At 63.8% G+C, this 14,381-nt stretch carries 10 protein-coding genes; 3 read left to right on the forward strand and 7 right to left on the reverse strand.

The window, feature by feature from the left end; all coding sequences use genetic code 11:
• Positions 1-7: 7 nt before the first annotated feature.
• The 4 genes from AAIL67_RS03715 to cphA (AAIL67_RS03730) form a co-directional block, all read right to left on the reverse strand.
• Positions 8-2,323: a TonB-dependent receptor gene (locus AAIL67_RS03715; protein ID WP_343483430.1), complete on the reverse strand. Its 2,316-nt coding sequence runs from the start codon at positions 2,321-2,323 to the stop codon at positions 8-10.
• Positions 2,324-2,407: 84 nt separating this feature from the next.
• Positions 2,408-2,782, reverse strand: a complete 375-nt coding sequence (locus AAIL67_RS03720) for a hypothetical protein (RefSeq protein WP_063661910.1) — start codon at positions 2,780-2,782, stop codon at positions 2,408-2,410.
• Between the two features lie 269 nt (positions 2,783-3,051).
• The gene (gene cphA / locus AAIL67_RS03725; RefSeq protein ID WP_012836988.1) at positions 3,052-5,622 is read right to left on the reverse strand and encodes a cyanophycin synthetase; all 2,571 of its coding nucleotides are present in this window, start codon (positions 5,620-5,622) and stop codon (positions 3,052-3,054) included.
• Positions 5,623-5,718: 96 nt separating this feature from the next.
• Entirely contained in the window at positions 5,719-7,899 is a 2,181-nt protein-coding gene (gene cphA / locus AAIL67_RS03730) for a cyanophycin synthetase (protein ID WP_063662096.1), read from the reverse strand.
• 225 nt (positions 7,900-8,124) lie between these two features.
• Between cphA (AAIL67_RS03730) and AAIL67_RS03735 the strand changes: the two genes are divergently transcribed.
• From AAIL67_RS03735 to AAIL67_RS03745, 3 genes are all read left to right on the forward strand, one after another.
• Positions 8,125-10,422: an ABC transporter ATP-binding protein gene (locus AAIL67_RS03735; RefSeq protein ID WP_034381451.1), complete on the forward strand. Its 2,298-nt coding sequence runs from the start codon at positions 8,125-8,127 to the stop codon at positions 10,420-10,422.
• Complete coding sequence (locus tag AAIL67_RS03740; RefSeq protein WP_034381453.1) at positions 10,419-10,910, forward strand: DUF1854 domain-containing protein; 492 nt, start codon at positions 10,419-10,421, stop codon at positions 10,908-10,910. Before AAIL67_RS03735 ends, AAIL67_RS03740 begins: the two co-directional genes overlap by 4 nt.
• Positions 10,911-11,115: 205 nt before the next feature.
• On the forward strand, positions 11,116-11,553 hold the full coding sequence (locus tag AAIL67_RS03745) for a hypothetical protein (RefSeq protein WP_034357327.1): 438 nt from the start codon (positions 11,116-11,118) through the stop codon (positions 11,551-11,553).
• A 65-nt stretch (positions 11,554-11,618) separates the two neighbouring features.
• Here AAIL67_RS03745 and AAIL67_RS03750 read toward each other — a convergent pair whose 3' ends face one another.
• The 3 genes from AAIL67_RS03750 to AAIL67_RS03760 form a co-directional block, all read right to left on the reverse strand.
• Positions 11,619-12,086 carry an EF-hand domain-containing protein gene (locus AAIL67_RS03750; protein WP_034381455.1) on the reverse strand — a complete coding sequence of 156 codons (468 nt, stop codon included), beginning with the start codon at positions 12,084-12,086 and terminating at the stop codon, positions 11,619-11,621.
• A 71-nt stretch (positions 12,087-12,157) separates the two neighbouring features.
• Positions 12,158-13,075, reverse strand: a complete 918-nt coding sequence (locus AAIL67_RS03755; RefSeq protein WP_003061895.1) for a 5'-nucleotidase — start codon at positions 13,073-13,075, stop codon at positions 12,158-12,160.
• A gap of 61 nt (positions 13,076-13,136) precedes the next feature.
• Positions 13,137-14,339, reverse strand: coding sequence for an ammonium transporter (locus AAIL67_RS03760; protein ID WP_034381457.1), 1,203 nt, complete (start codon positions 14,337-14,339; stop codon positions 13,137-13,139).
• Between the last annotated feature and the right edge of the window lie 42 nt (positions 14,340-14,381).

Raw genomic sequence — 14,381 nt, forward strand, 5'->3', positions numbered from 1 at the left:
CTGGCGTCTAAAGATCCCAGCGCAGGGAGGCGCTAAAGCTTCTTTGCGGATAGGGATGGAAGTTCCAGTACCTGGCATTGTTGGCGTTGTCTATGCCGAGGGCTGCTGATAGCTGTCTGTCGATCTGATAGCGGGCCCGCAGATCGACGCTGAAGTACTGGCTGGCACCCATATAGGTGTCGGCATGGACATCGCTGTTGTCCAGATTCGAGTACTGGCGCCCGCTGTAGCGCGCCGCCACCGTGAAGGCCCAGCGTTCATCGGGCTTGTAGGTGGCCCAGGCCGTGGCACGCCAGCGCGGCACGCGCGGCTGCCATTTGCCGACGCTGGCCGGGTTGGCTGCATTGGCCGTGATGCGCGAGTTGGCCCAGGTCAGGCTGCCGCCCAGGTCAAGCCCGCGAATCCACACCGACTGCGCCGAGTAAGCCAGTTCCAGCCCCGAGGTACGGACCTGATCCACGTTCTGCACCGCAGAGATGGTGGTGCCGGCAATCAGCTGGCTGTAGAGCGCATCGCGCGTGCGCTCGTGGAACCAGGTGGCGCGAAGCAAACCATTGCCCAGATCCTGCTCGGCCGTCAGCTCGCCCGTCCAGGATTTTTCAGGTTTCAGATTCGGGTCGTTGATGAAGGACAGCGCACCGCCCGAAGTCGCGCCATACAGCTCGCCCACGGTGGGAAAGCGCACGGCGCGGCCCAGCGATGCCTTGAGCGTGGTGTGGCGGGCCAGCTGGTAGGCCAGCGCGGCCTTGGGCGAGAAATGCGATTCGCTGCGCTGGGCGTAACTCAGCTGGCTGCTGGCCGTGGCGGTATGGCCCTGGCTGGCCGTCCAGTCCTCCCAGCGCAGACCCAGCACGGCCTTCCAGTCCCTGGCCAGCTGCCAGCTGTCCTGTGCCCAGGCATAGCGGGTCTCGGCCCTGCCGCCGACCTGGCTGACGATGGACTGTTCGTTGGCCGGGCCGGACTGCCAGTCGCCCAGCACGTTGTATTTGCTGATGTTGAGCTTGTAGGCATCGCGGCCCACTCCGAAGTCCACGATATGTGTGCCCTGCAGGCCCAGTATGTCGTTCTGTCGCCATGTGCCCTTGGCGGCCAGCGTGTTCCAGCCCGTGCCGTCCTGATCCTGCAGCGTGCCCTTGCCGCCCAGATTGGCGGCCGGCTGGGCTACGGTGGGCACGCGCTGCTGGTCCTTGCCGTAGTCGTACAGGCTGGCGCTGAGCTCCCAGTCAAACTCGCCCTGGGTATGACTCTTGAGCGAGACGCCATGCATGGTGTGGGTCTGCCGGTCCTGGCTCAGTCCGAAGGCGGTGTCGGCCAGCTTGTAGGTCTTGCCGTCGATATTGATGCTGCCGCTGTAGACCGGCTGGCCGTCCGGCCCGCGCAGATAGGTCTCGGAGCTGCCTCTGGCGCTGTTCTGCCACCAGCCCAGCGTGTAGCTGGCGCGCAGCGTGGGCGTGATGTCATAGGCCAGCTTGATCTTGGCGTGATCCTGCCGGGTGCGGTACTGCGTGCCCGCACCCAGGATGTACCAGGGCTGGTTGGTGGTGTTGAGCCCGGCAATCGCCCCTGTCACGGGCGTGCCGGCACCGCCCGCCACGCCGGCGGACTGCAGCACGGTGGGGAAGGTCATGGGCTGGCCCTGGCTGTCGCTGCGACTCAGGTTGATCCAGTACGACCAGTCGCCGCTTCTGCTACCGATGGAAGCGCTGCTATTCCAGCTGCGGTAATGGCCGCTGCTGCCCAGCACGTCGGCACTCTGGTGGGCATAGCCGGTGGCCACATGGGCTTCGAGCTTGTCGGGCATGCGCGTCACATAGTCCACCACGGCGCCGGCGGAGTTGCCGGGGTAGGCGGCCGAGAACGGGCCGTACATGACATCGACACGCTCGATTTCCTCGGGCGTCACCAGGCCCCAGCGCGGCGCATAGTTGCTGCCGTTGGCAATGCCATTGCCCAGATAGTTGGACAGCAGAATGCCGTCGGCATAGACGGCCGAGCGCGCGCTATTGCCCGTGCCCGAAGCGCGCGTGGAGAGGATGGCGTGGTTGTAGTCACCGATATAGCGCTTGCGCACCAGCAGGCTGGGCAGATATTTGAGGGCATCCTCGCTGTCGGTGGCATTGATGCGGGTCTCTATCTCCTCGCGCGTGATGCCTTCGATGGTGGTCGGAATCTGCGTGGGCAGCGAGCTGGGTTGGCCGCCGTTGACGGTGACCACGCCCAGGGTCTTGGAGCGCTCAGGCAGGTCGGCGGAATCGGTCGAGGTCTGGGCCAGGCACGGCCATGCAATACCACTGACCACCAGCGGCAGAAAAATCTGTTTCATGAATGCTTACCTTGGGACGTGATCGTCCCTATGAATCTGATTGCGGCCAGCGCAGATAGGAACTGCGCTAGAGCCTGAAATGGTTCAGAGGTAAACGGGAGGCGGTCCGCGCGCAGGCAGGGGGGCTGCGGTGAGTGAGGCGATGCGCGCCCGCTGCACGGGCTGCAGCGCATGCCACAGCGGCGACTCGGTAGGCGGCGGCAGCTGCAGCGCGGGCGGAGGCGGTGCTGCATTGGGCAGGCACATGGGGCAATCGAGGTGGCCCGCACCCAGGGCACTGCCGCCATCTTCGCCCTTGGCGATCAGCTTGACCGCGCCGGTGCTGGTGCAGATCAGCTCAAACCCCTGAGACTGGATCAGCGGTGCGGCTGCCGCCACCCCCATGGACAGTGCCATCCATGCCAGCACGCACCGGCCCAGCAGGCAGGTGGCAATGCGGCGAAGCTGTTGCAAGGTCATGGGTGTGCGGTGCTGATATGCGTCCGCATCATACGTCGTCCGCCGCCTCAGACCATGCGTGAAAACCGCCGCGCAAGCCATGCCGCAGGTGCAAAGTGCTGTGACTTCAAATACAGAACCCGGCGCAAGGCCGGGTCGGTATGGAGGTGCCGAGGGTTCATGCACGGCTCCTGGGCTGGAATATAGGCACTCGCTCAAGCGAGAGATGGCAAGCAAGAGCCTGGCCGGCCGCGCCGCCTCGCGGCGAGGCCGTCGTCCCCCTCAGGGGGTCACTGTCCATTCACATGCTTGCGCAGATGCTCCAGAGCCTCTTCCACCTGATCCACCAGCACCAGGCACAGGTCGCCGGGTTGCAGGCGGGCTAGGGCATGGTCGATGGCGAGGAACTCGCCATGGATCTCGGTGCTGTAGCTGGTGCGCGGCGCGCCTTCCAGGCCCTTTTTCAGCAGGGCCAGCACTTCGCCATCCACGCGGCCACGTTGGCAGGCGTCCTGATAGAGCACCACATCATCGAACACCTTGCCCAGGATCTGGGTCTGTTCGGTGATGTCCTGGTCGCGGCGATCGCCGGCGCCCGAGATCACCACGCTGCGGCGTTTGGCGGGCATGGCTTCCACGGCCTGCGACAGCGCGCGGATGGCGTCGGGGTTGTGGCCGTAGTCGGCAATGATGGTGGCGCCCTTGTAGTCCATCACATTGAAGCGGGCAGGGGCGTTGTCGCTGTCGTTGAGGAAGCCGGCCAGACCACGGCGAATGGTCTGCCAGGGCAGGCCTGCGGCCCATGCGGCGCCGATGGATGCCATGACGTTTTCCACCTGGAAGGTGATGGTGCCGTTACGGGTCAGCGGAATGTCGCGCAGCGCGATGCTCTCGCGCCAGGAACCTTCTGCGGCCACGATGGCGTCGCCATCGACATAGACCACGCGGCTGCCCTGGGCACGGTGCGTGGCCATGACGGGGTGGTGGCGGTCGGCGGCAAAGAAGATGACCTTGCCGGGGCAGACATGGGCCATGGCCGCGACCAGTGGATCGGCAGCATTGAGCACGGCATAGCCCGTGGAAGCCACGTTCTGCACGATGACGCGCTTGAGAACGCTGACATCTTCCTTGGTGGTGATGAAGTTCAGGCCCAGGTGGTCGCCTTCGCCCACATTGGTGACCACGGCGACCTGGCAGCGGTCAAAGCCCAGGCCTTCACGCAAGATGCCGCCGCGTGCGCATTCCAGCACGGCCGCATCGGTCTCGGGGTGGGCCAGGGCGTTGCGCGCACTCTTGGGGCCCGAGCAGTCGCCGCTGTCGATCTGGCGACCGTTGACGTACACGCCATCGGTGTTGGTCATGGCAGTGCGCCAGCCATGCGAGGTGAACAGATGGGCGATCACGCGCGTGGTCGTGGTCTTGCCGTTGGTGCCGGTGACGGCGACCAGGGGGATGCGGCCGTCGTCGCCGGGCGCGAACAGCTCGTCCACCATGGGCACGCCCACATTGCGGGGACGGCCGAAGGAGGGCGCCAGGTGCATGCGCAGGCCGGGAGCGGCATTGACTTCCACGATGCCGCCACTTTGCTCTTCCAGAGGCTTGAGCATGGTTTCGCAGACCACGTCCACGCCGCAGATATGCAGGCCTATGGTCTGTGCGGCCTCGATGGCGCGCGCGGCGATTTCGGGATGCACATCATCGGTCACATCGGTGGCGCTGCCGCCGGTGGACAGATTGGCGTTGTTGCGCAGCACCACGCGCTGGCCCTGGGCGGGAACGCTGTCAGGCGTCAGGCCTTCACTGGCGATGCGGGCGATGGCGATATCGTCCAGCCGCACCTTGGTCAGTGCCGTGCCGTGCCCCGAGCCGCGGCGCGGGTCCTGGTTGACGATGTTCACCAGCTCGCGGATGGTGTGCTGGCCGTCGCCCAGCACCTGGGGCGGCTCGCGGCGGGCGGCAGCGACCAGCTGGCCGCCGACGACCAGCATGCGGAAGTCATGGCCGGGCAAAAAGCGCTCGACGAGGATTTCATCGCCAAATTCGCTGGCGGTCTTGTAAGCGGCTTCAAGGCCTTCGCGGGTGGTGATGTTCACCACCACGCCCTTGCCCTGGTTGCCGTCCTGAGGTTTGACCACCACGGGCAGACCCACTTCCTGGGCCACGGCCCAGGCGTCTTCCACGTCGGTGACGGGACGGCCCATGGGCACGGGCACGCCGGCTGCATGCAGCAGGCGCTTGGTCAGATCCTTGTCCTGCGCAATGGATTCGGCCACGGCGCTGGTGGAGTCGATCTCGGCGGCCTGGAAGCGGCGCGCACGCGAACCCCAGCCCAGCTGCACCAGCGAGCCGGTGGTCAGGCGACGGAAGGGAATGCCGCGTGCCACGGCGGCATCGACGATGGCGCCGGTCGAGGGGCCGATACGGTCGTCCTCGTCCAGCTCGCGCAGTTCGGCAATCGTGGCGTCGGCGTCGAAGGGCGTGTCGTTCAATGTCGCCTGAATCAGGGCTTCGGCACGCTCCATGGCCAGCTTGCCCACGGATTCTTCGGTGTACTCGACCACCACCTGGAAGGTGCCTTGCTCCACGGTCTCGTGGGTGCGGCTGAAGGTGACGGGGCAGCCCGCCTGGGCCTGTAGCGAAAGTGCAGCAACTTCCAGCACATGGGCCAGCGACAGGCGCTGGTCTGCGCCATGCGGCTGCAGCGTACCGATGGTGGGGAAACGCGCGCGCAGCTTTTCTTCAAAGCCGGGCATGGCGGTGTACAGCAGCTCGCTGTCTTCGCAGTGCACGATGGCTTCGATGGCTGTGCTGCGGGTCCAGAGGTTGGGGCCGCGCAAGGCTCGGTTGCGAGTGATCTGCATAGTGTTTCTTTCAGCTGGATTTCAAGCTTTTTCTTGGTCTGACGCTTGTGAGGAAAGCGTCAGCAGCTATATCTGTTGAAGCGTTTTATGGAGCAATCAAGCCTGGTATTCAAAGGTCTTGATGCCGGCGCCGATCAGCTCGGGCGTGATGTCCAGCGCCCAGGCGGAGGCAATCGCAGCCAGCAGCGCGCTGGTGTCGGGGCGTTTGCCGCCTGCCAGCGACAGCGCTTCCAGCGTGCCCAGCACACGCTCCTGCGTGCCTGTGGCCAGCACCACGTTATTGCCCTTGAGGAAGACGGCGCGGCCACCTTCATGACGGGCTTCGGTGTTGGCGCGGTGGGAGGCGACAAATTCATTCTCGGCACCGGTGGCGTACAGAATGACTTCGCCGTCGCAGAGCTCGGCCAGATCGGCCACTTCGGGCAGGTCGGCGTTGAGCACGCCCGCGCCTTCGTCCAGCACCACGTCGATCTGGGTGCGCATCACGCGGCGCATCTGGCCGGGCTCCAGCACATCGTGATCGGCCAGTTGCTCGTAGCCGTCCATGTCGGTGACCACGCCGACCAGGCAGCGGTCATAGGCCAGGCCTTCTTCCAGAATGGAACGGGCCGTGGTCTGGATGACGGCGGCTTCGGCCAGACGGTTGGTCAGCAGACGATGGGCTCCGGCCCAGTTGGCGGTATTGGTCTTTTGCGTATGGCGATTGGCGAGGAACATGCCTTCGCTGCTGGCCACGCCGGTCAGCTTGCCCGACAGCTGCAGCAGCCAGCCGACCAGGCGCGAAATGAAGGCGTTGTTGCGTGTGCCCACAATGCCGACCACGGGAATGCGACCAGCGCCGGCACCGTCTTCGCGGGGGAAGAGATGGTCGGCAATCGCCATGCCCACAGGACGCGGTGCGCCGCTGGTGGGCTTGAGGTGCATCAACAGGCCGGGGCCGGCGTTGACTTCCAGAATCGCTCCCTGGCCCTGCATGGGCTTGGAGACATCCTTGAGGATCATGTCCATGCCGGCAATGTCCAGGCCAACGATCTTGGCGGCCAGCACGGCGTAGTAAGCCACGTCGGGGTGTACATCGTCCAGGCAGTCGATGGCCATATTGCCGTTGCGCTGCAACAGCACGCCCTGACCCTGGGGGATCACGCTGTCGGGCGTCACATGCTGGCGATTGAGTTCCAGCTTGACGGCGCCGGCTTCCAGATTGATCCAGTCCAGCGGGTATTCCTGCTCGGGGCCGCGGCGCGGGTCCTGGTTCAGCACTTCCACCAGCTCGCGCAGCGTGGCATTGCCATTGCCGTAGACGGAAACCGTCTCGCCCTTGGTCGCTGCCACCACCTTGCCGCCCACGACCAGCAGGCGGTGCTCCACGCCGTCGATGAATTTTTCGACGATCACGTCCGAGCCTTCGGGCTGGGCCAGTGCAAACGCGGCCTTGATGTCCGCTTCCTTGGACAGCTCCAGGGTCACGCCACGGGCATGGTTGCCGTCCGAAGGCTTGACGGTCACGGGAAAGCCGATGTCCTGGGCCACTTCCCAGGCCTCTTCGGGCGATGCCACGATCTGGCCTTCGGGCACGGGCACGCCGCAGGCGGCCAGCAGGCGCTTGGTGAAGTCCTTGTCCTGGGCAATGCCTTCGGCGATGGCGCTGGTCTGGTCGGACTCTGCGGTCCAGATGCGGCGCTGTGCCGCGCCATAACCCAGCTGCACCAGGTTGCCGTCGTTGAGGCGGATATGGGGGATGCGGCGCTCGCTGGCGGCATCGACGATGCAGCCTGTCGAGGGGCCCAGGTAGCGGTCGTTGATGGCCGTCTTGATGGCATGCACGGCGGGCTTGAGGTCGAACGGCTCGTCATTGATGGCCGCCATCAGCAGCTTGTGCCCATATTCCAGTGCTACGCGGGCCACGGCCTCTTCGGGGCAGCGGAACACCATGCGGTACACGCCGCGCCTGGAAATTTCGCGGGTCTGACCGAACTCGGCGGGCATGCCGGCCAGGTTCAGCAGCTCGATGATTACATGCTCCATCACATGACCCATCCAGGTGCCGCCTTCCAGGCGCTGGATGAAGCCACCGCGCTCGCCGACGCCACAGGTGTGCTCGATCAGGTCGGGCAGCCAGCTGGTCAGGCGCTCATTGAGGCCGGGAATCTTGTTGGACGGATAGTCTTCCAGCTCTCCCAGATCCAGCCAGACCTCCAGTACCGGGCGGTAGGTCCAGACACTGGGGCCACGCAGGAAAGTTGTGCGCAAGAGTTGGATGTCGTTGAATTTCGCCATGTTGATCAGCGGATAGGAATGAGGAGAGCAGGTTTTCTTAAACTCCTGCCCCTGATAGGTTGGCATTGTGCGCCCAGAATCTGCATTGTGAAGCTTGTCAGCCTAAATGCAGGTTCGCGCGTTAACCAGGATATATCGGACGTCAGGCGCAGCCATATTCACCATGCCGATGCGGTTGCCCGCATGACTCTTGGAGCCGCCATCGGCGGAGAAAAATAACTCAACATGCAACATCACCATACTGTGGACGCCTCGGCAGTCTTCGCCAGCCCCCTGGGGGGCGAGCTGCGAGCAAGACTCGCTGAACATGAAAACGTATTAGCCGTCGTCCCGGTTGACCTGAGTGCGGATTTGCAGTTCGGCAGCGGCCTGCTGGCCCTGACCCAGGAGCGTCTGCTGGCCTGCGATCCCAAGACACAGCAGTGGCGTGAATGGGCCCTGGCGGTAGATCAAAGCCTGCGCCTGCAGGATCATGGCGGTGTGGGCAACCTGGAACTGCATGACAGGAGCGCGCGTCTTGCACAGTGGCTGATCACGCTGAAGCATCAGACCTCCATGCTGCAGCTGATGCAGCAGTTCGACCGCCAGCGCGAGCGCATCGCCCGTCAGGAGGCCTATAGCGCGGTCAGCGATGAGGATGTCCCGCATTGCCCGGTCTGCCACTCGGTGCTGCCGCCCGATACCGAGGAATGCCCGGCCTGCGCACGCCAGCAGGCGCCCCAGACCTCCACCTGGGTGCTGCTGCGCCTGTGGCGTTTTGCCAAACCCTATCAGGGCCAGCTGCTGCTGGGCTTCTTGCTGACCCTGGCCACCACGGCGGCCCAGTTGGTGGCGCCTTATCTGACCATCCCGCTGATGGACAAGATACTGATTCCGTTCCAGAACGGTGAAAAAATCGACCGGGATCTGGTTTTCTTCTATCTGGGCATGCTGCTGCTGTCGGCGCTGCTGGCCTGGGCATTGGGCTGGGCACGTACTTTCGTGCTGGCCAAGGTGTCCGAGCGCATAGGCTCCAATCTGCGCACCACCACCTACAACCACTTGCTGAACCTGTCTGTGGATTACTACGGCAGCAAGCGCACGGGGGATCTGATGGCGCGTATCGGTGCCGAAACCGATCGCATCAATCTGTTTCTGTCGCTCAACGCACTTGATTTTGCAACCGATGTGCTGATGATCGTGATGACATCGGCCATCCTGTTCTCCATCAACCCCTGGCTGGCGCTGGTCACGCTGGTGCCGCTGCCCTTCATCGCCTGGATGATCCATACAGTGCGCGATCGTCTGCGCACGGGCTTCGAGAAGATAGACCGCGTCTGGTCCGAGGTGACCAATGTGCTGGCCGACACCATTCCCGGTATCCGCGTGGTCAAGGCCTTTGCCCAGGAAAAGCGTGAAGCCGACCGCTTTGCCGACGCCAATCTGATCAATCTGCAGGCCAACGACAAGGTCAACAAGACCTGGTCGCTGTTCACCCCCACGGTGACGCTGCTGACCGAGGTCGGCATTCTGGTGGTCTGGGGCTTCGGCATCTATCTGGTGGCCGGCGGCTCCATCACGGTCGGTGTGCTGACCGCCTTCATCGCCTATATCGGCCGTTTCTATACCCGCCTGGATTCGATGAGCCGCATTGTCTCGGTCACGCAGAAGGCTGCAGCCGGTGCCAAGCGCATCTTCGACATCCTCGACCATGTCAGCAATGTGCCCGAGCCCAGCAACCCCGTGAAGCTGCCCGGCAAGGCCAAGGGTGCCATCACCATGGAGGATGTGGGCTTTCGCTACGGCAGCCGTGCCGTCATCAAGCATCTGAACCTGGAGATCAAGCCCGGCGAGATGATCGGACTGGTCGGCCACAGCGGCTCGGGCAAGAGCACCCTGGTCAACCTGATCTGCCGTTTCTACGACGTCTCCGAGGGCTCCATCCAGCTCGACGGCGTGGACGTGCGCCGCATGTCCGTGTCCGACTACCGCAGCAATATCGGCCTGGTGCTGCAGGAGCCCTTCCTGTTCTTCGGCACGATCGCCGAGAACATCGCCTACGGCAAGCCCGATGCCACGCGCGAGGAAATCGTGGCCGCGGCGCGTGCCGCCCATGCCCACGAGTTCATCCTGCGCCTGCCCCACGGCTATGACTCCCTGGTCGGCGAGCGCGGCCAGGGCCTGTCGGGTGGCGAGCGCCAGCGTATCTCCATCGCGCGTGCGCTGCTGATCGATCCGCGCATCCTGATCCTCGACGAAGCCACCTCGGCCGTGGATACCGAGACCGAAAAGGAGATCCAGAAGGCGCTGGACAATCTGGTGCAGGGGCGCACCACGATCGCCATTGCCCACCGCCTGTCCACCTTGCGCAAGGCCGACCGTCTGGTGGTCATGGATCGTGGTGAGATCGTCGAAGTCGGCCCGCACGACGAGCTGATGGATCTCAAGGGCCATTACTTCCGCCTGTACGACGCGCAGGCACGTCGTGCCGAAGAGGATGCGCAAGCGGCCGGCCTCAAGCTGCAGACCAAGGAAACACAATGATCGAAGCTCCCCAATCCAATTTGAGCGGCATGCAGCTGGAGCGCAACGCCCATGGCCGTCTGGTGCTGACCCTGGGCAACGGCCTGGTCTACGAAGCCGTCGTTCCCGTGCGCGCATTTCCGATTGCCGCGCCTGCCGAAGGGCTGTCGCTGATCGCCTCCGATGGCAAGGAAGCGCTGTGGGTGGCCCGCATGGCAGACCTGCAGCCCGAGCATCGTCAGCTGATCGAGCAGGACCTGGCAGTGCGGGAGTTCGTGCCGACCATAGAGCGCATTCTCAAGGTCTCGAGTTTCTCCACCCCCAGCACCTGGGAGCTGCAGACGGATCGCGGTCTGACGCAGATGGTGCTCAAGGCCGAGGAAGACATCCGCAAGCTGTCAGGGCGCACCCGACTGCAAATCACGGGCCAGGATGGCGTGCAATATCGGATTCCCGACAGCAGCAAGCTGGACCGGCATTCGCGCAAGCTGCTGGAGCGCTTTCTGTAAGCTGCGCAGCGCGACTATTTCAAGGGCTTCGCATAATCGCGAGGCCCTTTTTTGTATCAAATTGCGCAGTGGTGCTTGATATATATAGACTGATAGCTATCAAAATAGGATTGAAAATAATCCTACAGTTTTCTCAAGCGTGGCCGATAACAGGGCGAGATAGCTGATTTTCCGCCTGCACCTTTTTACTGCCGAGGGCCAAGCCATGCAAATTCCACCTCTAGACCGGACACAGACGCCCTGGCGTACCCAGGGTGCGGATTTGTATTCCACAGGCGCCTCTGGCGCCGCGCCGGTGCGCCCCGTGAATGCGGTGAATGCGACGGAGTCGGTGGACAAGATCGGCGAGGGCCGCACGGTGCGCGAGCCCGAGAAGCCCTCGGCTCCCGATACCGAGAACCGAGACTGGACGCTGGCCGAGGAGGTCAAGCAAAAGGAGGAGGTCGAGGAGCCACCCAAGGAGCCGATCTCCAAGCAGCTGATCGAGTTCATCCAGTCCATGTGGCGCGCCAGCGCCCAGGCGGTGGAGCAGGCGCAGGAAACCAGCAAGTCGGAAGATCTGCTGCAGAGCAAGCAGACGGCGCGCAATGAGCCGCTGACTTATTCCGAGCCCCGGATAAAGCGCAGCGGCAACGCCAAGTAAGCGATTGCTTTTATTTTGAGAGCTGATTGCGCTTGATATTCAAGCGCTTCAGCTATTTTTATATCTTATTTGCTTTCAGGATCAGCGCTGTCAGCTTCTGATTTGTGAGCATCGTCCTTGGCTGATGCAGCTGCCACGGCTTCCGCGGCCTTGGCCTTTTCACGCGCTGCACGGTATTTGACGGCAAAGGCGCGCACTTCCTCATAGGTGACGAAGCCGTCTTTGTTGGTGTCGGTTTCGTCAAAGGCGGCGGCCAGCTTGGGGATGATGGCCACTTCCTTGCGGCTGAGCTTGCCATCCTGGTTGAAGTCCAGCATCTTGAACTGCTGCTGGGCCTTGATCTCGCCCTTGGAGAGCTGGGTTCCCTGTCTTTCCGCCATCTTGTCGCCGGCAGTTTCCTCGGCGCGCACCGTGGGCAGCAGCAGCACGGCGCTGGTCAGCAGCACGCCCATGGCGGTCTTCATGACCGAGCTGCTGCGCGCGACGATGGGGTGGTTCTTGGCTTTTGACATAGCGGTACAGATGAGGGCCATGACGGCATTCTCAAGCACTGTCCCGCCGCACTTTCAAAGTTTTGCATTCGCTTGCCGGACTTTGCCAAGCTTTACGTAGGCAGCGCCGCCTTGTCATGGGCAATGCCGCTGCGCACATGGCCCGAGGGAACATGTCCGGCCGCATTGCGTACATGGCCGGTCTGGTCGTCGAAGAAGAAATCGGGCTCGAACTCGCGCAGAAACCCGCCCTTGGCCAGTCCGCCGAGGAACATGGCTTCATCGACATCGATCTTCCAGTCCATCAGCGTATTGAGCGCGCGTTCATGGGCCGGGGCGCTGCGCGCCGTGACCAGGGCCGTGCGCACGCGCATGCCGGCTACATCGGCCTGCTGCAGCCGGTGCAGGGCGGCCAGCAGGGGCTTGAAAGGGCCTTCAGGCAGCGGCTGGGCGGCTTTCTCCAGCTCATGCTGCTGGAAAGCCTCCAGGCCCTGGGCCTGGAAGATGCGCTCGGCCTCGTCGGAAAACAGCACGGCATCGCCGTCGAAAGCGATGCGCACTTCGCGCGGATGGCTGCTGCTGGCGCGCATGGAGTCGGTGAACACATGGGCGGCCGGGTAGCCCAGCTGCAGTGCCTGGGTCACGTCATCGGCATTCGCCGAGAGAAACAGCTGGGCTCCCAGCGGGCGCAGATAGCCGAAGGGGTCGCGCCCCTGGGTGAATACGCCGCGCTGTATGGAGTGCAGGCCGTGGGCCTGGGCCGAGCGGAAGACGCGCATGCCGCTGACGGGGTCGTTGCGCGAGAGCAGCACCACTTCCACATGCTGCTGTGCCTCGGTGTTGAAGGCCAGCAGCTTCTTGACCAGCGAGAAGGCCACGCCGGGCGCGGCAGGCACGTTCAGCCGCTCGCGCTGCAAGCGCAGATAGGTCGCCGGGTCGCTGTCCTCGAAGAGGCGGTTTTCCTCCTCGAAATCGAACAGGGCTCGCGAGGAGATGGCGACGACGAGCTTGTCGTTCAGGGTCATGGCCATGGCGGTACGGCTTTGAGCGGATGTGCAGACAAGCTCCGATGATACGCAGGCCGCCGCGCCCTCACCAGTTGGCTTCGCGCTCTGGCGTGGCACTGATATGGTGTATGGACAGATCGGCGCCGTCGAATTCCTGTTCCTGGCTCAGGCGCAGCCCCATGGTTTTCTTGAGCAGACCGTAGACCAGCAGGCCGCCGAGCGCTGCCCAGGCCACGCCCATCAGCGTGCCTATGAGCTGGGCCAGCGGATGTACGCCGCCAAGCCCGCCCAGTGCCTGCGTGCCGAAGATGCCGGCTGCAATGCCGCCCCAGGCGCCGCACAGACCGTGCAGCGGCCACACGCCCAGCACATCGTCGATCTTCCATTTGTTCTGCGTCAGCGTGAACATGAAGACAAAGATGGCGCCGGCGGCAGCCCCCACGACCAGTGCCCCCAGAGGGTGCATCAGATCCGAGCCCGCGCAGACGGCAACCAGACCGGCCAGCGGGCCGTTGTGCACAAAGCCCGGGTCGTTTTTGCCCACGGCCAGGGCAGCCAGCGTGCCGCCCACCATGGCCATCAGCGAATTCACGGCGACCAGACCGGAGATCTTGTCCAGGCTCTGGGCACTCATCACATTGAAGCCGAACCAGCCCACGATCAGAATCCAGGCTCCCAGCGCCAGGAAGGGAATGCTGGAGGGGGGCGTGGCGGCGATCGCTCCGCCCTGGCGGTAGCGATTGCTGCGCGGACCCAGCAGCAGCACGGCGCCAAGAGCGATCCAGCCGCCCACGGCGTGGACCACCACGCTGCCGGCAAAGTCGTGGAACTCGGCGCCGGTCAGCGCCTTGATCCAGGCCTGCACGCCGAAATGCTGGTTCCAGGCAATGCCCTCGAAGAAGGGGTAGATCAGGCCCACGATCATGGCCGTGGCGATCAGCTGGGGCCAGAACTTGGCGCGTTCGGCAATGCCGCCCGAGATGATGGCGGGAATGGCGGCCGCGAAGGTCAGCAGAAAGAAGAACTTGACCAGGCCGTAGCCGTTGAGTGCCGTCAGCTGCTCGGCACCCACGAAAAAGTGCGTGCCGTAGGCCACGCCATAGCCGAGCGCGAAATAGACCACGGTGGAGACCGAGAAGTCGACCAGGATCTTGACCAGGGCATTGACCTGGTTCTTGCGGCGCACGGTGCCCAGTTCCAGGAAGGCAAAACCGGCGTGCATGGCCAGGACCATGACGGCGCCCATCAGAATGAACAGGGCATCCGCGCCCTGTTTTAGTGCTTGCATGAAAACGCTCCAGCTGAAATTTGCTATTTATTGGTGCGAAAT

It is taken from the genome of Comamonas sp. A7-5 (assembly GCF_039581385.1).
Classification (GTDB): Bacteria; Pseudomonadota; Gammaproteobacteria; order Burkholderiales; family Burkholderiaceae_C; genus Comamonas; species Comamonas thiooxydans.

Bases quoted from the DNA above. Each gene is read 5' to 3' on its own strand.
- cphA (WP_012836988.1), bottom strand. From the start codon at position 5,622: ATGCAGATCACTCGCAACCGAGCCTTGCGCGGCCCCAACCTCTGGACC.
- AAIL67_RS03750 (WP_034381455.1), bottom strand. From the start codon at position 12,086: ATGGCCCTCATCTGTACCGCTATGTCAAAAGCCAAGAACCACCCCATC.
- AAIL67_RS03735 (WP_034381451.1), top strand. From the start codon at position 8,125: ATGCAACATCACCATACTGTGGACGCCTCGGCAGTCTTCGCCAGCCCC.
- AAIL67_RS03720 (WP_063661910.1), bottom strand. From the start codon at position 2,782: ATGACCTTGCAACAGCTTCGCCGCATTGCCACCTGCCTGCTGGGCCGG.
- AAIL67_RS03715 (WP_343483430.1), bottom strand. From the start codon at position 2,323: ATGAAACAGATTTTTCTGCCGCTGGTGGTCAGTGGTATTGCATGGCCG.
- AAIL67_RS03760 (WP_034381457.1), bottom strand. From the start codon at position 14,339: ATGCAAGCACTAAAACAGGGCGCGGATGCCCTGTTCATTCTGATGGGC.
- cphA (WP_063662096.1), bottom strand. From the start codon at position 7,899: ATGGCGAAATTCAACGACATCCAACTCTTGCGCACAACTTTCCTGCGT.
- AAIL67_RS03755 (WP_003061895.1), bottom strand. From the start codon at position 13,075: ATGGCCATGACCCTGAACGACAAGCTCGTCGTCGCCATCTCCTCGCGA.
- AAIL67_RS03740 (WP_034381453.1), top strand. From the start codon at position 10,419: ATGATCGAAGCTCCCCAATCCAATTTGAGCGGCATGCAGCTGGAGCGC.
- AAIL67_RS03745 (WP_034357327.1), top strand. From the start codon at position 11,116: ATGCAAATTCCACCTCTAGACCGGACACAGACGCCCTGGCGTACCCAG.